20 protein-coding genes are annotated in these 22,803 nt (G+C 65.4%); 4 read left to right on the top strand and 16 right to left on the bottom strand.

Annotated features, from left to right (window positions below; all coding sequences use genetic code 11):
• The first annotated feature begins 6 nt into the window (after positions 1-6).
• Together ACZ5PO_RS37115 and ACZ5PO_RS37110 are read left to right on the top strand one after the other, a co-directional pair.
• Complete coding sequence (locus ACZ5PO_RS37115) at positions 7-2,244, top strand: hypothetical protein (RefSeq protein ID WP_464187966.1); 2,238 nt, start codon at positions 7-9, stop codon at positions 2,242-2,244.
• A 503-nt stretch (positions 2,245-2,747) separates the two neighbouring features.
• The gene (locus ACZ5PO_RS37110) at positions 2,748-4,421 is read left to right on the top strand and encodes a SulP family inorganic anion transporter (RefSeq protein ID WP_464187964.1); all 1,674 of its coding nucleotides are present in this window, start codon (positions 2,748-2,750) and stop codon (positions 4,419-4,421) included.
• 114 nt (positions 4,422-4,535) lie between these two features.
• On the opposite strand, the gene ACZ5PO_RS37105 is transcribed toward ACZ5PO_RS37110, so the two are convergent.
• A complete protein-coding gene (locus tag ACZ5PO_RS37105; RefSeq protein WP_464187962.1) occupies positions 4,536-5,759 on the bottom strand; it encodes an ABC transporter substrate-binding protein in 1,224 nt (407 codons plus the stop codon).
• A gap of 123 nt (positions 5,760-5,882) precedes the next feature.
• Here ACZ5PO_RS37105 and ACZ5PO_RS37100 point away from each other — a divergent pair, with 123 nt between their 5' ends.
• Complete coding sequence (locus ACZ5PO_RS37100; protein WP_464187960.1) at positions 5,883-6,977, top strand: alpha/beta hydrolase; 1,095 nt, start codon at positions 5,883-5,885, stop codon at positions 6,975-6,977.
• On the opposite strand, the gene ACZ5PO_RS37095 is transcribed toward ACZ5PO_RS37100, so the two are convergent.
• From ACZ5PO_RS37095 to ACZ5PO_RS37035, 13 genes are all read right to left on the bottom strand, one after another.
• The gene (locus ACZ5PO_RS37095) at positions 6,960-7,361 is read right to left on the bottom strand and encodes a TfoX/Sxy family protein (protein ID WP_464187958.1); all 402 of its coding nucleotides are present in this window, start codon (positions 7,359-7,361) and stop codon (positions 6,960-6,962) included. The genes ACZ5PO_RS37100 and ACZ5PO_RS37095 overlap by 18 nt on opposite strands.
• A 277-nt stretch (positions 7,362-7,638) precedes the next feature.
• Positions 7,639-8,007, bottom strand: a complete 369-nt coding sequence (locus tag ACZ5PO_RS37090) for a (2Fe-2S) ferredoxin domain-containing protein (protein ID WP_464187956.1) — start codon at positions 8,005-8,007, stop codon at positions 7,639-7,641.
• 13 nt (positions 8,008-8,020) lie between these two features.
• Positions 8,021-9,028: a CobW family GTP-binding protein gene (locus ACZ5PO_RS37085; RefSeq protein ID WP_464187954.1), complete on the bottom strand. Its 1,008-nt coding sequence runs from the start codon at positions 9,026-9,028 to the stop codon at positions 8,021-8,023.
• Positions 9,029-9,153: 125 nt separating this feature from the next.
• A complete protein-coding gene (locus tag ACZ5PO_RS37080; protein ID WP_464187952.1) occupies positions 9,154-10,863 on the bottom strand; it encodes an FtsZ/tubulin family protein in 1,710 nt (569 codons plus the stop codon).
• A 182-nt stretch (positions 10,864-11,045) separates the two neighbouring features.
• Positions 11,046-11,372 (bottom strand): hypothetical protein, encoded by a 327-nt coding sequence (locus tag ACZ5PO_RS37075; RefSeq protein ID WP_464187950.1) that lies wholly within the window; start codon positions 11,370-11,372, stop codon positions 11,046-11,048.
• Between the two features lie 60 nt (positions 11,373-11,432).
• Positions 11,433-12,923 (bottom strand): hypothetical protein, encoded by a 1,491-nt coding sequence (locus tag ACZ5PO_RS37070; protein WP_464187948.1) that lies wholly within the window; start codon positions 12,921-12,923, stop codon positions 11,433-11,435.
• A 348-nt stretch (positions 12,924-13,271) separates the two neighbouring features.
• The gene (locus ACZ5PO_RS37065) at positions 13,272-13,913 is read right to left on the bottom strand and encodes an ANTAR domain-containing response regulator (protein ID WP_464187946.1); all 642 of its coding nucleotides are present in this window, start codon (positions 13,911-13,913) and stop codon (positions 13,272-13,274) included.
• A 40-nt stretch (positions 13,914-13,953) separates the two neighbouring features.
• Positions 13,954-15,084, bottom strand: a complete 1,131-nt coding sequence (locus ACZ5PO_RS37060; protein ID WP_464187944.1) for a transporter substrate-binding domain-containing protein — start codon at positions 15,082-15,084, stop codon at positions 13,954-13,956.
• A 178-nt stretch (positions 15,085-15,262) separates the two neighbouring features.
• Positions 15,263-15,829, bottom strand: a complete 567-nt coding sequence (locus ACZ5PO_RS37055; protein WP_464187942.1) for a hypothetical protein — start codon at positions 15,827-15,829, stop codon at positions 15,263-15,265.
• Between the two features lie 121 nt (positions 15,830-15,950).
• Entirely contained in the window at positions 15,951-16,694 is a 744-nt protein-coding gene (locus tag ACZ5PO_RS37050; protein WP_464187940.1) for a CbtA family protein, read from the bottom strand.
• 11 nt (positions 16,695-16,705) lie between these two features.
• Positions 16,706-16,915 carry a CbtB domain-containing protein gene (locus tag ACZ5PO_RS37045; protein WP_464187938.1) on the bottom strand — a complete coding sequence of 70 codons (210 nt, stop codon included), beginning with the start codon at positions 16,913-16,915 and terminating at the stop codon, positions 16,706-16,708.
• Between the two features lie 258 nt (positions 16,916-17,173).
• Positions 17,174-18,400, bottom strand: a complete 1,227-nt coding sequence (locus tag ACZ5PO_RS37040) for an ABC transporter substrate-binding protein (protein ID WP_464187936.1) — start codon at positions 18,398-18,400, stop codon at positions 17,174-17,176.
• A gap of 147 nt (positions 18,401-18,547) precedes the next feature.
• Positions 18,548-19,831 (bottom strand): cytochrome P450, encoded by a 1,284-nt coding sequence (locus ACZ5PO_RS37035; RefSeq protein WP_464187934.1) that lies wholly within the window; start codon positions 19,829-19,831, stop codon positions 18,548-18,550.
• A gap of 264 nt (positions 19,832-20,095) precedes the next feature.
• Here ACZ5PO_RS37035 and ACZ5PO_RS37030 point away from each other — a divergent pair, with 264 nt between their 5' ends.
• Positions 20,096-20,764: a TetR/AcrR family transcriptional regulator gene (locus ACZ5PO_RS37030; protein WP_464187932.1), complete on the top strand. Its 669-nt coding sequence runs from the start codon at positions 20,096-20,098 to the stop codon at positions 20,762-20,764.
• A 9-nt stretch (positions 20,765-20,773) separates the two neighbouring features.
• On the opposite strand, the gene ACZ5PO_RS37025 is transcribed toward ACZ5PO_RS37030, so the two are convergent.
• Both ACZ5PO_RS37025 and ACZ5PO_RS37020 read right to left on the bottom strand, forming a co-directional pair.
• A complete protein-coding gene (locus ACZ5PO_RS37025) occupies positions 20,774-22,168 on the bottom strand; it encodes an NAD(P)/FAD-dependent oxidoreductase (protein ID WP_464187929.1) in 1,395 nt (464 codons plus the stop codon).
• A gap of 34 nt (positions 22,169-22,202) precedes the next feature.
• Positions 22,203-22,598: a nuclear transport factor 2 family protein gene (locus ACZ5PO_RS37020; RefSeq protein ID WP_464187927.1), complete on the bottom strand. Its 396-nt coding sequence runs from the start codon at positions 22,596-22,598 to the stop codon at positions 22,203-22,205.
• Between the last annotated feature and the right edge of the window lie 205 nt (positions 22,599-22,803).

Here is a 22,803-nt window from a genome sequence, read left to right as displayed (position 1 = left end):
CCTTCGATGGCCAGTAGCGATCCCGTGGTTCCGACCGTTCAATCGACGCGGCAAGCGCAAGCCGAAAGGCTGACGGAACTGGCCCGCACGGCGCAGTATGCGATTTACGATGCCAACCGAGCGTTGATCAATCACCTTCCACTCTCGGATGTATACGCTCGGGAGCGGGGCAACATTGATCTGGCTGTGCTTTTCTGCAGCAAGGCCAAATGGCACGCCGGAAGGTATGGCGGTACGTATATGTACTTTGCCGAATATACCGCAGATCGCCGAGATGCGGTCGAGGCAGAGAGATTGTTTAATATTGCGACACATATCGCCAACGAGTCGAGCTCTATATTGTCTCAGCCCGAATCACGCCGCTCGAACGTTGCGGCGGGTAAGTATCGAGATGAGATCCTGATCCATAAGAAAGAGGCCGAGATCAAGTTTGCGGACGATGTTCCGGTGGTGCCGTCGGTATGTCCCATCATAGTCATATCCGGATCATCTTACGAGATGGGGCGCCAGTACGTCGAGCAGGTTATAGATATTTTTGGAAAATGGGCCTTCGTGCAAATTTCACAGCGGGAATTTGCGGACGACGAAATCGAGATCATTAAGAAATGGCTTGCTCAGCTTGAGACGTATGCGCCGGAGATCCCTGAGATGGCCCGCGGCTGGGTCGATGCGGCCGCACAGGCCGGCCTTCAGCTGAATTTTCTGAACGTCATTCAACTATGGACGGGGCATTTCGAGCCGGTGAAGGCCGGCATCCTCGGCCATGGGGTTCGTGACCTTGCCGACGGCAGCGCTGGCGACGCAGAAGAGCAGGCGGACGCGTCCTACTTCGGAGGGCAGAGCGTCGCCGAGAATATGGCTGACAGCAATGTCGACCTCTGCAGCGGCGCCTGCGCCTGGGGAGCTGCGACCCGGGATCGGCGATTGATCGCCGGCTCGTCGACGGATCACGATTGCACGTTCCAGGCGACTGTCGTCGCATTTCCCGATGAAGGTAACGCCTTCATTTACACGCCGTTCTCGATCGTCGGCTTTATCCCGGGCCTGGGACAGTACTTTTTTGCCGGGCATCCCGGAATGAACAACAAAGGTCTTGCCTATATCCATCATGGCGGGGGGCTGCACGGTATCGAAGGCGGCAGCGATCGCGGTTACGGTCTCAGGCGTGGAGCGTCGGTGTTCCATAATCTTCGATTCGCGAGCTCGGCAAAGGAAGCGCTGCGCAACGAGCTGAGCTGGCCGATCGGTGACGTGGGCAGTATCCTCGGCTCCGTGGGCGGATTCTACGCTGACGCTTCGTATGGTTATGTTTGCGAGGCACGCCCGTCGCTCGCGGTCGGCGTAGATCCCATTATCCGGGAGGTTTCATTCGATGACGCCGGCCGAAGCTATGACTTCCTGTATGCCAACAACAACTCGGTTCATCCGAGGTCCTCAGGCGGATTTGCCCCCGCCAGACACGGCTACCAGTTCAATGTCGTAGAGGGATGGATCGAGGATAAGCCGGCGTCGGTCGCGCATCTGGGCGAGCGGCAACTTGCGTCAGCGCTGTCGACGAAGAGCTCGCAGGGCCGGAACCGCTATTTGTTCGAGGCCCTGCGTGCAAGTTACGGCCATATCGATCTCGACGGAATTGTCGAAATTTATTCGACCAGCGCGCCGGAACGATACCGGGACGACGGCCAGCGAATGTCGCACCGGGAGCGTGAGATAGCTTGGGCGACCGGAGCTCCCTGGCCAAGCTCTGTCTGCCATCGTGTCAATGCGTTTACGGCGGTCATGCAGCCGGACGACGGCGATCAAGGCATCTACATGGGGTGCATCGGCCCTGCCAACCGCAATGCAATCATGCATATACCCGGACATGGTTATTATTATTACGATGAGACGAATGAGTTCTGGGAGATCCGGCTCCGACGCACGCCTGAAGAGCTGCTTGGCGACGCGAGAGCGTCGGCCGCACAAATTCTCGAGCGTGCGGACAGCAGATGCGCCGAGATCCGCATCCATCAGCCTGAGGTCCTCGCGTCCGGCTATTTCGACCGGTTGCTCGAGGGGGCACGCGATGCCTTCGCCCTGGGTGAGGACATGCCGCAAGCGAGCAGTGGCTCGGACGCCATGAGGCATTTGTCGCGCGCCCTGCGGCGGTTTACCGAATGTCAGGTCCGGGCCAAGCAATGTCTGACGGAGCTGGCGCGTTGCACCGTCGTCGATGAGTCGCCAAGGCCGTCGGCCCAGCACTGACCCCGGCCGGCTCGACGTACGCCCATGGCCGGGCTCGCGAGGCCGGGACCCTTCGCGTCGCCCCGAGGCGCCTCAAGCCTTGGGAGATCAAACAGGCGGCGGCGGGCATGCGCTCTGCGCGCTGCTTGCCGTCTTGCGAGACGCGGTTCGTGGAGCAGAGGGGCGACGGCATGAGGCATGGTTGACGCGTCGTCATCGGCTGCCGGCTGGAGCATTTTGCGCAGGCGGATGCCGAGGGCTCGCCGTTGGGCCATTCGGCCGGAGACGGGAGGACCTTGAGCAGACCGGTCCTGGCCACCTTGCGGATCATCCCAAAGTAGGGGGCGTCGAATCCCGGCAATCGCGCGATGCTCACGGCCGCGACATCGGCGGCTGTATTGCCGATGTTCGCAGTTGTAACCGCACAGAAAATCGGCACGTCCTGCCGTTGCGGAAATTGGGTTGAATGACCCCCGGTTGCTCATCTCACGCTTCCTCATGTTGCGTGCTCGTGAGGTCAGTCCATGTTGACCGGATTGCCGATACTCAGCGGTTTTGCGGGCTATCGAGCGGATTGGCTGCGTTTTGACATCACCGCGGGGCTCGCGGTCGCAGCCGTCGCCATCCCCAGCGCGATCGCCTACCCGGCCATCGCGGGTCTGCCCGTCGAAGTGGGCATCTATTCCAGCATCCTGCCGCTGGTCGGCTATGCCCTGTTCGGGCCCTCCCGCCAGCTCATGGTCGGCCCCGATGCGGCGACCATGACTGTGCTCGCGGCCGTTCTCGCCGGCATGACCGCCGCGACGCCGGCCGATCGGGTCGTCGCCGCTGCGGCACTGGCTCTCGCCGTCGGTGTTCTTTGCCTGGCAGCGAGCAAGCTGGGGCTCGGTGCGATTGCCGCCTTTCTGTCCCGGCCGATCCTGATCGGCTTCATCAGCGGGATATCGATCTCCATCCTCGTCGGGCAGATCGGGCGGTTTACGGGCGTCAAGATCGAGTCCGACGGCCTGTTCCCGCCATTCATCGAGCTCCTTCGGAAGGCGGACCTGATCCACTGGCCATCGGTCATGCTCGGGGCAGCGATATTCGCGCTCCTGATGGTCTTGGCGCGCGTCCGCTCGCCCATCCCCGGGCCGTTGGTCGCGGTCGTGCTGGCTGGCGTCGCTTCGGCGCTGTTCGATTTCGAAGGCAAAGGCATCAAGGTCGTCGGAAGCCTGCCGGAGGCGCTCCCTGCCTTGTCCTTCCCCGTCGACATCAAGCTGTCGATCAGGGAGCTGCTGCTGGGTGCCGGAGCGGTCTGGCTGGTCGGCTTCAGCTCCGGCCTCGTCGCAGCACGCAGCTTTGGCGCGCGGGGCAATTTCGAGGTCGATACCAACAAGGAGCTCGTCGGCTTCGGGGCGGCCAACATCGCGTCGGGTCTGTTCAGCGGCTTCCCCGTCACCGTGTCGGACTCGCGCACCGCCATCAACATGTCGGCCGGCGGTCGTTCGCAGATGTCGGCGCTGGTGGCGGCTCTCGCGCTGACGATCATGCTGCTCTACCTCAACAGCGCTCTTCGGCTGCTTCCGGTCCCCGCGCTGGGCGCGGTTCTCGCCGCTGCCGCATTGAGCCTCATCGACGTGGCCGGCTTGCGGACGGTCTGGCGCGTCAGCCGCATGGAGTTCGTCTTTGCATTGATCGGCATGTGGGGCGCCGTCAGTCTCGGCGTGCTGAGCGGCGTCGTGATCGCCGTTGCGGCGACGCTTCTCTACGTGCTGCTCAAGGAAATGCGTCCCCGTGATGCGATGCTCGGGCGCATTCCCGGACAATCCGGCTTCTACAAGCTGCATCGGTCGAAGGCGGCGCGACCGGTCCCCGGTGTGGCTGTCTGCCTGATCGAGGGCAGCATCCTGTTCTTCAATGTGGACTACGTCAGAGCCCGGCTCGAAAGCCACGCGAGGGAGCTGGCTGACGGCACGCGGTGGTTCATCCTCGACGCCAGCGCCGTCGCACAGCTGGATTCGACGGCGGCCGCCATGCTCGAGGAGGTGCACGCCGCGTTCGCCCAGCGTGGGCTCGCCCTTGGAATCGCCGAGCTCCACAATGAGCCGATGGAGATCCTGAACCGCGCCGGCGTCCTCGAGAAGATCGGCGCGCCGATGATATTCGACGATCTTGAGGATGTGACGCTCGCGCTCGAGCAACGACGCGGTGGATGAGCATCCCATTCAAGACGTTGGGGCGTTTCACCCGATCAGACGGTCTCGTCTGATCGGGCGATGCTCGAGCAGGGCAGGATCATCGGTGTCCAGGGCGACGCCGACGTCCGGTCGTCACTCGCCGCTGACGATCGGGCCGAACAGCTCCCAGCGTTCGCCGTTGAAGCGTTGCAGCTGCTCCTTCTCCACTGGGAAGTAGTCGGTCGGGCTGGTGTTGACGGTGACGCCCGGCAGCAGCATGCCGACCTCCACGTCCTTCAAATTGGCCGCCTGCTTCATCACGTTGGCGCGGGTGAGGTTGTCGCCGGCCTGCTCGAGCACGCGCACCAGGGTGCGCGCCGTGCAGAAGCCCAGCACGGTGAAGGAGTTGTTGCGATCGCCCTCGGGAAAGTAGGTGTCCATGAAGGCGGACCACTCCTTGAAGCCCGGGTCGTCCTTCCACTGCGGATCGGTGGCGTCCTTGAGGTAGGCCACCGAGATGATGCCCTTGGCGTTCTCGAAGCCGGCGGGCTTCAGCACCGATCCCACCGAGTTCGACACGCTGTTCAGCAGGTGCACCGGCTTCCAGTTGACCTCGGCCATCTTCTTGATCGACTGGGCGGCAAACTTGGCCGTCGTGACGTTGAAGAAGACGTCGGCACCGGATGCCTGTAGCCGCAGGATCTGGCTGTCGATCGTCGGGTCGTTGCCCTCGTAGGTCGCCTCGGCGACGACCAGCTTGGCATATTTGTCGCCGACGACGTCCTTGAAGCCGTTGAGGTAATCTTTGCCGTAGTCGTCGTTCTGGTAGAGGATCGCGACCTTGGCATTCGGATGGTTGGCCAGGATATAGCGGGCGTAGATGCGGCCCTCGCCGCGATAGGTCGGCGTATAGCCCATGGTCCAGGGGAACTGCTTGGGATTGCCCCACTGGCTGCCGCCGGTCGAGATGAACAGCTGCGGCACGCCTTTGCCGTTCAGGTATTTCTGCACCGCCGTGTTGGTCGGTGTGCCCAGCGCGCTGAAGACCAGCAGCACTTCGTCGCTCTCCACCAGCTTGCGTGTCTGCTCGACGGTCTTCGGCGGACTGTAGGCGTCGTCGTAGGAGATATGCTTGATCTTGCGTCCGTTGATCCCGCCCTTGTCATTGATCATGCGGAAATAGGCCGCCTCGGTCTTGGCGATGAGGCTGTAGGGCGAGACGGGCCCGCTATAGGGCGTGGTGTTGCCGATCTTGATCTCGGTATCGCTCGCGCCGGGATCGTATGTCTTCTGCGCCAGGGCGGAGCTCGCCGACGCAGCGAGCGCCAGGCCCGTGAGCGCAAAGAGCCGCAAAGCCGCCATGCGGGGCTGTTCCATGCCGTTCCTCCCGTTGCCGCCTTCGGACGGCTTTTCGTTCACGGCGGTAGCATCGAGCTTGTCCTTGGCCTCGTCAATGCTCCAACCTCTTGGCTCTCGAGCGCTTACGGGGCGGAGGGAACGATGGCCAGCTCGATACCACGACGTCTCGCCGGCCCGACTCGGCGGCTCGTAGCGCTGGCGCCGCTGCTCGCCGGCCTGCCGGCGATGCGAGGCGCGATCGGTGCGGCGCTCGCCCGCTCTGCGGACTTCGCGGCGCGGGCGTTGCCGGCGCGCTCGCTGCCGGTGCCGGGGACGGTCAGCCCCGAGTTGCAGGCCCGCATCGCCGCGCCGTATCCCGCCGGCTGGGACGTCGTGCCGGGCACGCCCGCGGCGTGGAACGAGCTGGCGCGCCGCAGCGCCGAGGCGGTGACGCCGCGCCTGGCAGAGATCAAGGAGCGGCTCAAGGTCCGCGTCGAGCCGGGCCGGATCGCCGGCGTTCCCATCTTCGCAGTCACACCGGAGGACTTGCCGGCGGCAAATCGCGACCGCCTGCTGGTGCATGTGCACGGCGGCGGCTATGTGCTCTATCCCGGCGAGGCGGGGGCCGGCGAAGCCATGCTCATGGCCGGCTACGGCGGCTTCCGCAGCATCTCCATCGACTACCGCATGGCGCCGGACTTTCCTTATCCGGCGGCGCTGGACGACGCCATGGCGGTATGGCGGGCGCTGACGGCCGAGCACGACCCGCGCCGGATGGGCATCTACGGCAGCTCCGCCGGCGGCGGGCTCGCCCTCGCCATGGTGCTGCGTGCCAGGGCTGAGGGCCTTCCGCTGCCTGCCGCGATCGCTCCCGGAACGCCCTGGGCCGATCTCACCGGGGCAGGGGATTCGGTCATGGCGAATGCCTACGTCGACAACGTCCTGGTGGCGGACACCGGCTGGGTCGGCGCGGCGGCCGGGCTCTACGCCGGGAGCCATGACCTGCGCGATCCCATGATCTCGCCGATCTTCGGCGACCTCCAAGGCTTCCCGCCGGCGATCCTGACGTCGGGCACGCGCGATCTCCTGCTGAGCGACACGGTGCGCACCCACCGCAAGCTGCGACGGGCCGGCGTCGACGCCGCGCTTCAGGTGTTCGAAGGCCAGAGCCACGCCCAGTTTCTCGCCTCCTTCGTCCCGGAGACGGAAGAGGCCTTCGGCGAGATCGCGCGGTTCCTGTCATCCCGTCTCGCGTGATCCGCCCAGGCGGCGCTGAGCTTTTCGCCGTGGCGGCGTCCGCTCCCGCTTCACGGCGACCCGACGCGCGGCTCCCAGCGCCAACCGTGCCCATGCGACGAGCTCGTCGGGCTCGTCGAACATGCGCTCCGGCACACGCCAAAACGCGAGGTCTATGGTGCTGCCCTGCTTCTCGTAGTTGAGGGGAGGAAGCGCCTCCGCTTCCTTGAAAGCTGCCCGGTTGTCGTCATCGACCCGGACGTAGAGCGTGTTGTCCCTCACCATTCCGAGCATGAACCCGTCGCAGAACACCCCTGTCTTGCCGAACATGCGCCGCATGGTGATGCGCCCGAGGGGCGCGAGCTGCTCGCGCAGGAACTCGGCAAAGCTGTCGCTGGCCACCATCGTCGATCCTCGGCGGGTCCGACTCGCGATGCGACGCCGTCGCCGACCTGGGCGTCGAGCGCGGCCGCTTCCCATCATGCCACGGGAACCCTCGCGGCGGCACGCGGGCTGTTCGAGGAGCGGGGCCGAGCCTAGAGCGCTTTGCGATTGGGTGGACTCACCCAATCGCGAGAAAGCGCTCCGGATTCAAAAGACTATGAGCATTTCTCTGCCATTGGATGGGTCCATCCAATGGCGAAATGCTCTAGGCGTCGGCGCCGCGTCGCAGCCTGCGCGGTCAGCCATGAAGGGTGCTGGGATCGATCGATACGGCAAGACGTTGGACAGGGACCCCGCCGAGCACATGCGAGCGAAGGATCTCCTCCACGTCGGCCTCCGTCTCGTAGCGGTACCAGATCCCGTCGGGATAGATCACCATGACAGGACCATGTTCGCAGACGTTGAGGCATCCGGCGTGATTGATGCGGATGCGTTTGGCGCCGAGAACCATGCCGAGCCGGCACATATAGTCACATAGCTGCCGGCTGCCGCGCCCGCCGCAGGAGCCGCGCCAATGTGTTTTCGGCCTTTCGTTGGTGCAACAAAAGACATGAACGCGGTAGAGGAGCTCACGCGCGTTGGCCTGGAACGGCGGCGGGGCATCCATCGGGTTGGCGGCCCTACGCCACGCGGGTCATCGGAACGACGCAGCGCGCCAGGCCTTCCGCGAATTCGGCTCGATCGAGGTTGCGACCGATCACGACAAACTGAGACACCCGGTTCTCGCCCTCGGTCCAAGGGCGGTCTGGCCTCATCGTGGTCAGCATGCGCACGCTCTGGAATACGAGCCGTTCCCTGAACCCTTGGGCGTTGAAGATGCCCTTCGTCCGATAGAGATCGTCACCGCGCTCCTGGGCCAGCTGGTTCATCCAGAGCGCGAACCGGTTGATGTCGACGAGCCCGGCCTCCTCGATCACGAACGAGGTCACATTGGCGTCGTGCTCATGCTCGTGATCATCGAGAAACTGGGGGTCGACCTCGAGCTTCTGCACCAGATCGAACGCGCCGACGCCGATGACCTTGCCGACATCGATGTCGGCGTTCGCCGTGTGATGGATGATGGCGAGCGGGTTGAGCTTGCGGACGCGGGCCTCGACCTCCCGGATCTTGTCCGGCCCGACGAGGTCGGTCTTGTTGATCAGGACGATATCGCTGAAGGCGACCTGCTCCACCGCCTCGGCGCTCTGATCGAGGTTGGTGTCGAGATTGACGGCGTCGACGACGGTGACGAAGGCGTCCAGCTTGATACCCGCCTTGACCTCGTCCGCGACGAAGAACGTCGACGCGACCGGAGCCGGATCCGCCAGCCCGGTCGTCTCGATGAGAATGCCGTCGAGCTCCCCCGCACGTTCCTGCAGCTTCGCCAGCGTTTCCACAAGATCGCCGCGCACCGTGCAGCATAGGCAGCCGTTATTGAACTCGACGAGCTCGGCCTGATCGTCCTGCACGACCAGCTGTCCGTCGATGCTGATCTCGCCGAACTCGTTGACGATCACGGCAATCCTCTTGCCGTGCTGGTCCCGCAGAATCCGGTTGATCAACGTCGTCTTTCCCGACCCGAGAAAGCCTGTCACGACGGTGGCAGGAATGCGCCCGCTCCGTCTTGCGGCTGTTTCGCTGATGGGCATGGCCTGGCCTTTCCCGTGCAAATCTGGAGGCGCCCTCGGCGAGGATCGTGCACTCTCCAGTGAAGGTTCCTTTCGCACCGGGCCGGTGGTTTGCACCCTCGGCCCGGGCGTGTCCCTGCCGGGCCTTACGCCGGGGCCAGTTCGCCGGGAGCCGGCGCCTTCTTCGGCTTGGCCGGCGCGCCGCCGGGTGTGGGCACCACGGTCTTCGTCATGGCCGCGATGCCGGCCTCCATGATGACCTTCCGGTTGGGCGGCGGTAGCTTGTCGCCACGCAACTCGTCATAGGGGACGACAACCCAGCAGGCGCAACCCCAGATGCACTCACCGGCCATGCCCTCGAAGCGGATGGCCGGCTCCGAGAGCATCGGCCCGATGTCGACCAGCCATGAATGCTCGTTGAGCTTTTCTTCCCAGGGCAGCTTGTCGTAGACCGCCTGGCTGTCCCAGAAGGCGGTGAGATCGGTCTTGGCCACGCCGGGCAGGATGACGTTGGCGTAAGAGGTCAGGGCGTCGAAGAATTCGTGCGTGGAGACGTGCAGAGAGGAGTCGGAGTCCAGCATGTACGTCTTCGTGGCCATCTTCTTGAACGCCTTGGCGATATCATCCATCGGCATATTGCGTGAGCCGTAGATGAGCACCTCGCCGTAGTCGGTCTTGAAGCCGTCCTTCAGGCCGGCATACTTGGGAACGAAGTCGATCCATTGATTGACGACCGCCTCCCACTTCGAGGGTGCTTCGCCGGGCAGAACCTGCACGCCCGGATGGGTCAGCTTGGCGACGTCGAACAGCGTCCAGCTGCGTGCCTTCGCGCTGACCGTTTCGTGAGGCGCTCCGGTCAAGCCCGATGGGCGCAGGGCGCGGAAGAGGTCGCGGCCATTGTCGGCGACGACGAAGCGCATGAAGGAATCGGCCACGAAGCGGTTGGTGACCATCTCCTTGAAGCCTTGCCGGATCGCGGCCTCGCCCGTCTTGGTGTAGGCGGTCAACCGCTGCCAGCTCTGCTCCGGGTTGACGACGAAGAACCCGCCCGTGAACGGGCTGCGATACAGATCTCCCCATACCGCCGTCACGCCGGCGTTCTTGTCCTCGTCGAGCATGCAGTCGAGATCGTTCAGCGTGGTGTAGAGCGCCGGGCTGTTCCGATAGGTGTCCGGGTCGCCGGAATGGGGAAGCTGACCGACGCCGATGACCGGAATGCGGCGCCCCAGCTTGATGTTCGACAGATGGCGGGCGAGGTCGACGACCATGCCGCTGCCGGTTCCGCCCGCGAGGCTGAAACAGACGGTGACCATGGACGGCAGGCCGGCCTTCTCGATCTGCGCGACGAAGTTGCGCAGCGCGACGTCCATGGGGCGTTCGCCGGAGTAGTAAGCGTTCGCGTAGATGCCCTTGGCGACGGCGCGGGGAAAGTGCTCTCCGGCGGACGGCATGACGTAGGATTTCGGGACGTAGGATTCGAAGTTGGGATTCCAGTAGTAGCGCGGGTATTCGAGCTTCAGGAATTCACGCGTCCGGTTCATGCCCTCGAAGAATTCCTCCTTCGACGGCACCGGCAGCGCCACCGCCTGGAAGAGGAAGCGGTCGGTCGGAATGCCTCTCGATTCCAGGCGTTTGCTGAAGGCCGCCGCATAGTCCTGGGCCACACCCATGTCCTGATCGCCGATATCGACGACGAGCGCCGAGAACGTCGCTCGCGGATCGGCCAGCTGATCCTCGATCTCGCCGGTGCGCAGCAGGGCCTCGACATAGGCCGCACCGGTCCGGCCTATGCCGACGACGTGCATGCAGTGCGGGGCCTGCACGCCGGTGGCGCTATGGTAGAGGGAGGCGGTCATGATGTTCTCCTTTCACGAATGTTGCGGCATCTGCGTCAGATGACGTTCGTATAAGATGAGCTTCAGCGGCTAGAGCATTTCGCAATTGGATGAGATCATCCAATTGCAGAGAAATGCTCGTAGCTTTTTGAGTCTGGAGCGCTTCTTTGCGATTGGGTGGTTCCACCCAATCGCAAGGCGCTCTAGCATCGCACGGAAAATGTTTCCGTTTGATCGAGAAATCCAAGATCTCGTAAGATATGTGCAGTCGATGTCGCTCTGTTCCGTGTAACATAAAGCATGTAATCTTCAACAAAAAGGCCCGGATCCGGCGAAATGGTTCCGTCTTCGATGAGCAGGACGCCCTTCTCCAGGTCGGCACGTGCGAGCTCCGCGGTCCATATCGGGGTCTCGATATGAATGGCCTCGTCCGTCACGCGGGCGACCTGCAGGAACTTGCCGCCCGTGATCGTCGGAACGCGAGCGCCGCCACCGTATTTTTTCTGCACGTCGGACCAGACCAGGGGCATGTCGGCTTTCCTCGGGACGGAGATGACAACGGGCGCGGCGCGCCAGCGGCTGCCTCGGCCTCAACGCGCCGAAAGCTCTGGCCGGTCTCCCAGCAACTCGTTCAACGGCACGGCGACCCAGCCGTCGCCGCCGTTCAGGCTGGCGCCGGCCATGCCGTCGATGCGCGTCGACGGCTCGCTGAGCAGGATGCCCTGCTCGAGCAGCAGAGAGTGATCGAGAACGCGCTGGTCGCGCGTCTTGCGCTCATAATCGCCGCGGGCCGCGAAGAAGATGCGCAGGTCGTGCTTGCTGATCGAGGGCAGTACGAACTGGACGGATCCCTCACGCCCGCCGCCGGCGATCTGGGGCGGGACGGCCGGCGCGAAGGCCGCCTCGATCTGGCTCGCGACCGACGCGCCGGCTAGGTCCGGTGACGGCACGCGAAACTCGATGAACTCCGGGACGTAGGTGTCGAGGATGCCGAGGCTGCTGCGCAGGCCGGCGCCGAGGCTGAGCTGGCCTTCGCCGAGATCGGCAAACCCGAACATGTGAATCCACTTCGGTCCCCACGGCGTGCGCGCGGCCGAGTGCTGCGTGGACGGCGCCGCGACCCAGTTCAGCATCCGCAACGTCTCCCACAGGTTGGCGCCGCCTCGCGCCGTCAGCAGCGAGCCGATCTCCTGGCTCGTCCGCCGCTGGGTCGCGGCGAGGTCCCGGGTGGCGCTCCAGACGTGCTCCTGGGGCACGAGGAGCAGTCCGGCCGTGAACGGGTTGCGAAACAGCTCTCCGCACGATGTCACGATGCCCTTGTTCTTGCCCTCGTCGCCCAGACAATCGAATTCGTTCAGCGCGGCAAACAGGGCGCCCCCACGGTTCTCGGGCGCGTCTCCGGAGCATGGCAGGACGCCGATGCCGACGACGAGCGCCCGCCGTCCGAGGACGACATTGGTCAGATGGCGGGCCATGTCGACGACGATGCCGCTGCCGGTGCCGCCGCCCATCCCGAAGACGACGCAGACGATGGACTGGGCGCGCGTGGCTTCGACCCGCTCGCCGAAGCGGCGCAGAGCCGCTGCCAGGGGACGCCCGCCGTCGTAGTAGGCCCGGCCATACACGGCCTTGGCGTAGGCGCGCGGTGCACTGGGGCCGGGCTCCGGCATCTCGCCGGCGGCTGGAAGCCAGCCTTCTCGGCACGGCTTCCACGGAAAAAGCGGATACTCGAGCCTCAGGAAATCGTCGTAGTGCTCGAGCGTCTCGTGAAGCTCGTCCGCATGCGGAGGCGGGAGCGCGACGATCTCGACGTCGGCCCGCTCGGGCGACAAGGCGGCGGCCGCGGCACGAACATGCGTGAGGTCCTGATCGCCGAGGTCGACGACGAGGGCGGACATTCTTGGCCCGGCCGACGGCAGGGCGTTCAGTGCCTCGGTGACGGCATCGGCCCCGGCCTTGCCGATTCCGACAATGTTCACATTGAACGGCAGGCCGGCTTCTTCATCCTCCACGCGATGAATGCCGCGACGCAGGGCGTCGATTTTTCTCTTCTTCAGTTTTTCTTCAAGAGTCAAAGCCATATAGCGTCCCTTTTACGAAGCGTTAAGAGGGACTTGCAGGGCGAAATGTGGACAGCCCCCGCACGTCCTCTTCGCCGAAGCGAAAGACATGGGAAGGCTTTGCTGCCAAATTATTTGAGGAGGCCCTATTGCCGTTGTCGAACGTAGCGGCGATCGGCTCGCCATGTCAACTCGTTTGGGGCCTCTTCTGACGGCAGGCATGAGGAATGGACAGAGTGCGCGGTGCAAAGCGCGCCGTGCCGTGCCCAGCGGCCCGCGCCAGCGCATCCGCCAGCCGGTCCAACACACCCAGGCGCCGGCGCGACCGTTCGGCGAGGGCCGCCATCGCGAGCCCGCGACGCTTGCCGCTCATTCGTGAGCCAGGTCGTTTAGCAGGCCGAATGACGAGACGATGGTCTCCGCGACGCTGCTGACAGACGTCCGCCGTGCCATCGCCTGGGAGCGGATGAAGCTGTATGCGTCATCTCCCCCGATGTTTCGCGACGTCATGATGATCGACTTGGCCCGCTCGATGGTACGCATTGCGCGGAGGTTTTCCTCGAGCTTTGCAACTTTGCCGCGGAGGCGCTGTTCGTAGCGAAACTGAGACAACGCCATGACCAGGCTGGCCTTGATCGCATTGGCGGTGAACGGCCGCGCGAGCACCGCGTCCGGCGTCGTAGCCTCCAGGGCGGCGGGCGACACAGGCTCGCTCTGAGGCAGAATCACGACGAGCGCTGCCGTCGCCTCGCCAATGGCCCAGGGAATGTGACGCGAGAGATCCGGAGCGTAGTCGCAGTAGATGAGATCTGCCTCGGCCGGCAGGCCTCCGCCCTGCAGATAGGCATGCCGCAGATCGACGCGTGACCGCTGCAGCTCTCTGATCAGGAAACTGCCCTGCTCGTCCATGCTGGTCTGAACGGCAACGACCAGGCCGCTGATCTTTCGCGAATAATCATCGACGGCGGATGTGCTTTTCGGATAACGCTCGTGCGTGTCGCCGGACTTCATGAAACAAAGCCTTCTGAGATGTGGTCAGCGCAGCCCGGGATCAGCCGACGGCGCTGCAAAGCAGGAAGGGGTCGGCTGGCACCGGCGCCTGCGACTCGAACAGAAGATCGAACTGTCCTGTTCGGTTCGCCCGTCCGATCCTGGTCCAGAGGTCGGCATGGCCCGTCGAGCCTATCCTGACGCGTCCCTGCGGGGCCTCGATCGAAGACCCGAGGACGAACGGCCGCAGGTCGTCCGTATCGGCCGAATCCGACTTTTCCAGAGCGCGGGCAAAAATATAGACTTGGAAGTATGCGGTCTCCGCGCAGACGTTTGGCGGCAGTTCATCTCCGAACCGCCGCTTGAAGCGGGACGCGAAGGCCGAATTTGCGCGGTCCTCGACGCCCTCGAAATAACATGCCGCGGTAATATGTGCCTCGCCGACATCGCCGCCCATGGCGCGGATCTCGGCCTCCGTGGTCGTCAGGCTCGCGATCGGCATGTGCTTGGGGTCGAGACCGGCGTCCGCGTAGGCCTGATAGAGAAAGCTGGTGCTTCGTCCGACGACCGTCGAGAAGATCACGTCGGCGCCGGCCTCCTTGATCTCACGCATGATAGGGCGGAATTCCCGCTGGGGGGCGTCGATCGCGACATAGCGTTCGGCGACGGCGACGCCGCCGTGTGCGACAAGATAGTCACGCAGAAATCGGTTGGTATGTCTTGGATATACGTAATCGGAGCCGATGAGGTAGACTCTCTTGCCATATTTTTCGAGCAAGTATGAGCAAAGCATGGTTATTGTCTGATTGAGCGCAGCTCCCGTATAAATAATATTTGGCGAGAATTCGAAGCCCTCGTATGGGGTCGGATACCAGAGCAGGCCGTTCAGGCGCTCGACGACCGGCATGACGGCTTTGCGGCTGGCGGACGTGTAGCAGCCGAAGATCGACGTGACGCCATCCTCCACGATCAGCTTCTTCGCCAGGTAGGAGTAGGGCACTGCGCCCGATCCCGGATCGCAGACGACGGGCAGGATTTCACGCCCGTTGACCCCGCCCGCCGCGTTGATTTCCTCTATGGCGAGGAGCGTGCCGGACAGCTGGGTCTTTTCGATGTCGGATGTGCAGCCGCTTTGGGCAAACAATACGCCTACCCGCCACGGCGCGCTCGTCCTCTTGCGTGCACGTCTCATGGTCAGACCGCCTCTATGCAATTACCAAATGGCTATAAGGGTTTAGCCTTCCGGTATATTGAACGGAGGTTCCGGTTGGGCCGCTCGGCTCCCCAGCAAGTCGAGGCTCATCCAGATGCCTCTACGGAACCTATGCAAGCGCCGGGCCAAGCGGCGCGCCGGCTCAGCTCACGTCGGCTCAGCTCACGTCGGCGGCCCTGCGGACCGTCATCCATCCGGCTCCGATCCCTGTCAGCAGGAGACTGACCGCGAGGGCCAGCGTCTGCGGCCGTCCGGCCAGATCGGCCCAGTCGGGCGCAACGACGTCACCGGTGTAGAAGGATTGGCCACTGTACTGGCACAGGGCCACATTCGGCGATTGAAGACGGTCGCGGTCGATGGCCGCCGCTATCGCCGCGGCGTCGCGCTGCGCGCCCGGCATCGCCTGCAGGTGATCGAGAAGCGCCCCTGCCGCGGCCAGATAGGCGTGGGAGCATTCGTTGAAGGAGCTGTCTTCATCGGTGACCGCGCCGGGGACGAGGCCCCAAAGGCAATAGACGTGCTGTATGCGGGCGTAGTTCAGCAACCGTCGAAAGGATTCGTCGGTTCGGACCTGCCTGTCGGCGAGCGCCATGATACGCGGCCTGTGCGCCGCGAAAATAGCCATGTCGCCGTGGGCGAGCGGGGCGATGGCAAGGCCCTTTCCAGGATTGCCACCGCTATCGCGGCGGTGGGCCGAGGCCGGCGTTGCCCAGGCTGCGACCATCAGCAGGCAACCCAGCAGCGGGATCAGAATGGCACGGCGCGTGGCCCCGGGCCGCCAGCTGCCGGCCTCGATGTGGGAGGGTATGGCTTGCCTCCTGCCCAGTGGCCGATCGCTCATGGCCTCACCGGGCCGGCCGCGAGACGTACCGGCTGTTTGAGGCCGTCTGCGAGCGCTGCTCGCAAAGCGCCCCGAAGACGAGGCCCAGAGCCGTCCAGAACACCGCCTGAAGTCCGAGCCCGGCCATCCGGAAGTTCCACAGGAGGAGAGCAGAGAACTGTTCCGGTACCTCGTCGATCGTCGGAAGGGCGGCGGCCGCCGCCGCCACGGCCACGACATAGATTGCGCCGGCGAGGATCGCGGCGTTCCAGGGGCCGAGCGACGCCCACAGGCGTCGCGCCAGCACCACGGCGACGATCAGTGCAGCCAGGGAAATCGCCAGCATGACGAAGTACAACTCCGTCCGTGTGGCGATCGTGTCGGAAGCCCCAACGCCCGGAGGATTGGCTGGGTACTTCAGCCCTGGGACCAGCACGAGCGAGACGCCGCCCGCGAGCGCGAGCAGCGCCGCGGTGCCGCGCGGGCCGATGCCGCCGAGCCGGCCATTGGCGAAAGCGAAGGCAAGCGCCAGCAGGCCCCCGATCGCCGCGCCATAGACGACGATGCCGGCAAGCAGGCCAATTCCTGCCTGCGTCTCGCGACTGACCATCTCGGGTTCAGGCGCCTCTCCGGCGGCCGCGCTCGCGCGTTGCTCGAAGGCGATCGCCCGGTCCAGCCAAGGCTCGCCGAACGTTCTGGCGAAGCCGAAGGCGAGAAGGCCGGCGAGCACGCCGGCCATCATTCCCCTCAGCAGGAGGCCGCCGACCATCTCCGGCCTCCTCAGTGACACGGGAAGCCGAGAAGGTGGCGCGCGTCGTGAACGGTCTCGTGGACATAGGCGCCCGGCACGATCGACGTGGCTCCTTCCTCGGCGCCAATGAAATAGAGGGCGAGGATCAGCAGAATGCCGCCGAAGATCGCCCACGGCAGGACGTCGCGGACAGGGATGGCCGCCGGGGCCGCATTGGGCCTGAGTGTCGCTGTGGTCATTGGATCTCTCCCGAGAGCATGGATTAAACGCAAAAAAGCCCCATCCAATCCGCCGGAAGGCGGTTGCGATGAGGCTCTTGTGCCGTGATTTTCAGGTAGCTCTATTGCCGATGTCGAACCTACTAATGCGCGGCTGCGCCAGTCAAGAGGGGCTCGGCATCTATCGCTTCGATGACACCGAGCGACGGGCATTTGCCCAAGGAACGGTCAACCTGGTCGGAAATTGGCGTGCAATGCCGCATCACGGCCGCACGGCCGTTACTGGCCCTTGAGCAGCTCGCCGAAGGGCACCCATTCGCTGCCCTTGAACTGCGCCAGATAGCCGTCGCGTAGCGGGCGGAAGTCGCTCGGGCTCGTGTTCAGGCGGATGCCCGGCAGCAGCAGCGGCAGCTCCACGTCCTTCAGGTTGGCGGCCTGCCGCATGATGTTCTCGCGTGTCAGGTCGTCGCCTGCCTGCTTGAGCACCTGCACGAGCGCGCCCGATACCGTATAGGCATAGGATGCGTTGCCGTTGAGGGGATCGATCTCCGGCGAATACTTTTTCATGAAGTCGAAGTAGGAGATGATCGCCGGATCGGTCTGCGGCCCGGTTGTGATCGGCTTGAAGGCGATGACGCTGATCAGCCCTGCCGCGTTCTCGATCCCGGCCGGCTTCATGACCGTCTCCAGGTTGGCGCAGCCTCCCGCCAGGAAGCGGAGCCCCTTCCAGCCGATCTCGGCGGTCTTGCGGATGGCCTGGGAGCAGGCGCGCGGTGTCACCGCGTAGATCATCAGCGCGTCGGCCTTGGTGGCGGCGAGCGCCAGGATCTGCGAGTCGACGGTCGGGTCGGCCACCTCGAAGGGCAGCGCCGCGGCGATGACCTTGTCGGCGTCGGCACCCAGCCCGTCTCGCGTCCCCTTGAGGTATTCCTTGCCGGCGTCGTCGTTCTGGTAGAGCAGCGCGACCGTGGCGTCCGGCTTCTGCTTGCGGACATAGCTCAGGTAGATCGCCGCCTCGTTCGCATAGGGCGGCTGCCAGGGGAGGGCGATCGACCAGGGCTGGTTCTTCGGATCGTTCCACTTGGAGGCCGAGCTGATCAGGAAGATCTGCGGCACCTTCGCGCCGTTGAGATATTTGGCGATGGCCGAGCTCGGCGCCGTCCCCATGGTCGCGAACATGAAGGCGACGCCGTCGTTCTCGACGAGCTTGCGCGTCTGCTCGACGGTCTTGGGCGGCGCGAAGCCGTCGTCGAGGCTGAGCAGGGTGATCTTGCGGCCGTTGATGCCGCCCTGCTCGTTGATCATGCGGAAGTAGGCCGTGGCGACCCGGCCGACCGCGCCCAGCGACGAGGCCGGCCCGCTGTAGGGCATGGTGTTGCCGATCTTGATCTCGCCGTCGCTGACGCCCGGCCCGTAGGCCTTCTCCGCCATCGCCGGGTGCGCAACGGCGGACAGGACGATAGCCGCGGCGGCGCAGGCGCCCGCCGCAAGGTGCAGCCTCTTCACGCTTTTTCCTCCCACATTCGTTCAGGCGTCCTTGCTGGGCGCCTCTTCGTCGGTCGCTGGGCCGTTGGGCCCAACGCCTCCGTAGGATCATTCAATCGTGCCGGCGCCCGTCCATCAAGCCGCGAGTCGAAGGCGGACGTGGCGGCGTCACGCCATCTGGAAGCGGATCGGCAGCGACTTGAGGCCGGACACGAATACTGCCTCGGTCAACTTCGGCTCGCCCGCGAGCTCAACCGATTTGAGGCGCGGCAGCAGCTCCTCGAACAGGATGCGCATCTCCATCTTGGCCAGGTGCTGACCGAGGCAGAGGTGGGCGCCGTAGCCGAAGGCGAGCTGCTTGTTGGGCTTGCGGTCAGCGCGGAAGACGTTCGGAGCGTCGAATACCTCCTCGTCGCGGTTGCCGGAGGCGTAGCACAGCATGAGCCAGTCGTCCTTGGCGATGGTGCGGCCCCTGAGCTCGTAGTCCGCCGTCGCCGAGCGCATGAACGTCTTCACCGGCGTGGCCCAGCGGATGCCTTCGTCCACCAGGCTCGGGATGAGCGACGGGTCGGCCTTGACCTTGGCGAGCTCCGCCGGGTTCTGCGCCAGGGCCCACAGGATGGTGGACGTGGTCGCCGACGTGGTGTCGTGGCCCGCGGTCGCGACGATGATGTAATAGCTCATCGCCTCGAAGTCCGAGATCGGCTTGCCGTTGACGGTGGCGTTGGCAATGACGCTTGCCAGGTCCTCCCGTGGATGGGCTCGCCGGTCGGCGCTCATGGCGCTGAAATAGGTGCCGAAATCGGCGATCGAGAGCTGTATCAGCTCGGCCAGCTGCGAGGGGCTGAGCTCGGCCGCCTTGCGCGCCTTGTCAGGATCGCGGGCGCCGAACAGCTCCTGGGTCAGTTTCAGCATGCGCGACTCATCCTCTTCCGGCACGCCGAGGATCTCCATGATCACGTGCAGGGGATAGCCGAGCGCCAGATCGGAAACGAAGTCGCAGCGGCCGTCGAAGGCGGCCATGTGGTCGACGGCCTTGCGCGCGATGTCGCGAATCCGCTCCTCGAGCTTGCGCAGGTTGGTCGGCATGAACCACGCCTGGGTCAGGGCGCGGTATTTGGGATGATCGGGCGCGTCCATCTGGACGAGCGAGCGCACCAGATGCGGGCTGCCGCCGGTCATGGCGCGGACCTTGGCATCGGAGGCCTGGTCCGTCAGCGTCGTCGGGCGGGCGCCGCTCAGGAACAGGGCGTTCTGACGGCTGATTTCCAGGATGTCGGCGTGCTTGGTGACCACCCAGAAGGGGTCGAAGCCCTCCAGCTCGGCCATGCCGAGCGGATTGTTGGCGCGCAGCCAGGTGTAGGTCTCCTGCAGCCGCGGCGAAGCGTAGGCCGTGGGGTCGACCAGGACCTGGGCTTTGTCCTGGGGAATCAGAATGTCGCTTGTCGTCACGATGGCTTCCTCCCGAGCGCATCGCGTCACGGCGGCCGCCGTCGCGCGATCGCTCGAATACGTGGCCGGCGTCGTCGCGCCGCTCTCTTGTTTGGTCGCAGACCAAGTGGGGCCTACGATACAGCGCATAATAGCACGGTGCCGTGCCATTATGGAGACCTTTCGCGCCCGGATCATGGGCGCCCGTATGGACCGGCGCCGCGGACATGACGATAGTCCTCGGCATGTCTGCCTCCCGCGGTCATGTAGAGGAACTCCGTGACGATGAACGCGGTCGCGAACAGCTTGGGTTTCCCGTCCCGCAGAAGCGGCCGGCCGTCGGTCAAGGCGGCGGAAGACCTGACCCACCGGGTGCTCGACGCCGCCACCACCCTGTTCCTGCGGTCGGGCTTCGAGGCCACCAGCATGGAGGCCATCGCGGCCGCGGCCGGGGTGACCAAGCGTACCGTCTACAGCCGCTTTGCGACCAAGGCGCAGGTCTTCGACGCGGTGATCCATCGGGTGGTCGAGCGCAACCTCGGCCCGCTGGAACGGGCGCCGGCCCTGGAGGGGCCGCTGGAGGAGCGCCTGAGCCAGCTCGTCTGCCATCTGCTCGAATGGATTCTCACGCCCGAGATCATCGCCCTCGATCGCATCACCACGTCGGAGGCCGAGCGCTTCCCCGAGCTGGCGCGCTCGGTGTTCGATGGGCCGGTGGCGGGCTCGGTGCGGCTCGTCGAGGAGGTCCTCGAGGAGGCGGTGGGGCGCGGCGAGGCCGAGATCGAGGACATCACCTTCGCGGCCCAGCAGCTCATGCAGGCCGCCACCGGGCCCGCCTTCTATCTCGCCGTGCATGGCCTGGAAGCCGCCGACTTCACCGAGCCGAAGCGCGAGCGCGCCGTGCGCGCGGTCAGGCTGTTCGTGCGCGGTTGCCTGCCGCCCAAGGCACCGTGACGGCCGCGCTCAGGCGGCTTCGTCCCGCAGATGGTACCAGCGGTAGAGCATACGCTGGCCGAGGCGGCGGAACGGCGCGAACATGTGCCCGGGCAGGGGCGAGGTGAAGATCGGCAGCGCGTGCGCCTCGCTGTGCCGGCCGGCGAGCATCTCCGCCATGCGGCGCCCGGCCTGGGCCGAATAGGCCACGCCGTTCCCGCCGTAGCCCAGCGCATAGACCAGACCCTGCGCGTCGGCGCGGAAGATGCGGGGCATCATGTCGTGGCTGACGTCGACCCAGCCCCACCAGGAATAGTCGATGTCGATGCCCTTGAGTGCCGGGAACTTGCGGCCGAGCCCGTCGACGAGGAGCTGGAGATGCGAGGGCTCCGAGGCGTCGGCGCCGGTGATGGCGCTGCGACTGCCGATCTGCACGCGGTTGTCCGGCAGGAGGCGGTAATAGAAGCGCAGGGTCCGTGTATCGGTGATGACCAGCTTTGTCTTGAAGTTGCAGGCCTCCAGCTCCGCCTCGGTGAGGGGGCGGGTCACCATGGAATTCGACAGGATCGGCATGCACCGCCCCGCCAGCACCGGCGTCAGGCCGAGGCTGGTGTAGGCGCCGGTGGCGACGCCCACGGCGCGGGCGCGGACGACACCACCGGGCGTGCGCAGGCGGTAGCCCCCGGCGTCGCGCTCGATGTGCATGACCGGGCTCGCCGGATGCACCGCGACGCCGAGCGCGCGGGCCAGGCGCAGATAGCCGTAGGCGAGCTTGGCCGGGTGGATGCCGGTGCCGTGCGGCTCCAGCACTGCGCCCACCGCCTCCGCCTCGTCGACGAAATCGCGCCGCAGCTCGTCCTTGCCGATGACGCGGGTCGGGTACCCGAAGACCTCGTTGGCCACCTTCGCTTCGGCGGCGATCTTGTCGAGGTTGCGCTGCCTGTGGGCGATATAGAGATGCCCGCCCGGCTGCGGCTCGCAATCGATCTCGCCGACCAGCGCCTCGAAGGTCTCGAAGCCGCGCAGGATCTCGGCGTGCAGGGCCAGCGCGGTGTCGCGTCCCCAGCGCTCTATCCACTGCGAGCGCGACAGGCGTCCCGCCGCGTTCTGGCCCTGGCCGCCGTTGCGGGTGCTGCATCCCCAGGCGACCCGGTTCGCCTCCAGCACGGTCGCCTTGATGCCGAACTCGCGCGCGAGGAAGATGGCGCAGGCGAGCCCGGTATAGCCGGATCCGACGATGGCGACGTCGACGTCCAGGTCGCGGCCGACCGGCCCGTCGTCCGGCGGCGGCGGCCCGGCGGACGCGGCCCAATAGGTCGGTGCGTAGTCGCGGTTGCGGCCCGGCCCCGGCGACACCAGCGGGTCGTAGTGCGGATCGTAGGCGTCGAACTGCGGCATCGAGCCGGGGTCGAAGCGGCTGTTCATGGCGGTCTCCGTCGTCGCGGTCAAAGGCTCGCGCTCACAGCGCCGCGAGCGGCGGCCGGTCCTTGCGGAAGGCGCGCTTGCGGGCGATGGCGGCGCCGGCGAAGGTGAAGAGGTCGCAGCCCTCCGCCTCGATGCGGCGGCCGTCCGCCAAGGTCGCGCGGAAGGTCCATTCGGACAGGCCGTGATCGCCGAAGACGCGGTGGCTGGTCGTCTGCCAGCTCACGTCGGGCATATCCGTCCAGGTCTTCTCGAAGGCGGCGCGCACCGCATCGGCCCCGGCGATGCGGCGGCCGCAGGCCTCCGGCCCGGCCGCCGCATCGAAGACCACGTCCGGCGTCATGCAGGCCATGACGCCGGAGGCGTCGTGGCGGTTGAATGCGGCAAACAGCTCCTCCAGCAGCGCAAGGCGCTGCGCATCGAGGTCGGACATCGGTGCTCCCGTGCGTCGAGCGGCCGAGTGGGCGGCCGTGTGCTCCTTGGTCGACGCACCATCGCAGCGGCTCCGGCCGCGGCTTAGGGCCAGTTGGCGGCAAATCCCCGGCCAGGGTGGTTCGCACCATCGTTAGGCGTCCATGTGGCCCAACGATTGGCCGTGATCTGGACCTTCGCGCGTGGATGGCAGCGCGCATGGTGCG

The organism is Chelatococcus sp. KU-N122 (genome assembly GCF_055391085.1).
This window is presented reverse-complemented; position numbering and strand designations above follow the sequence as displayed.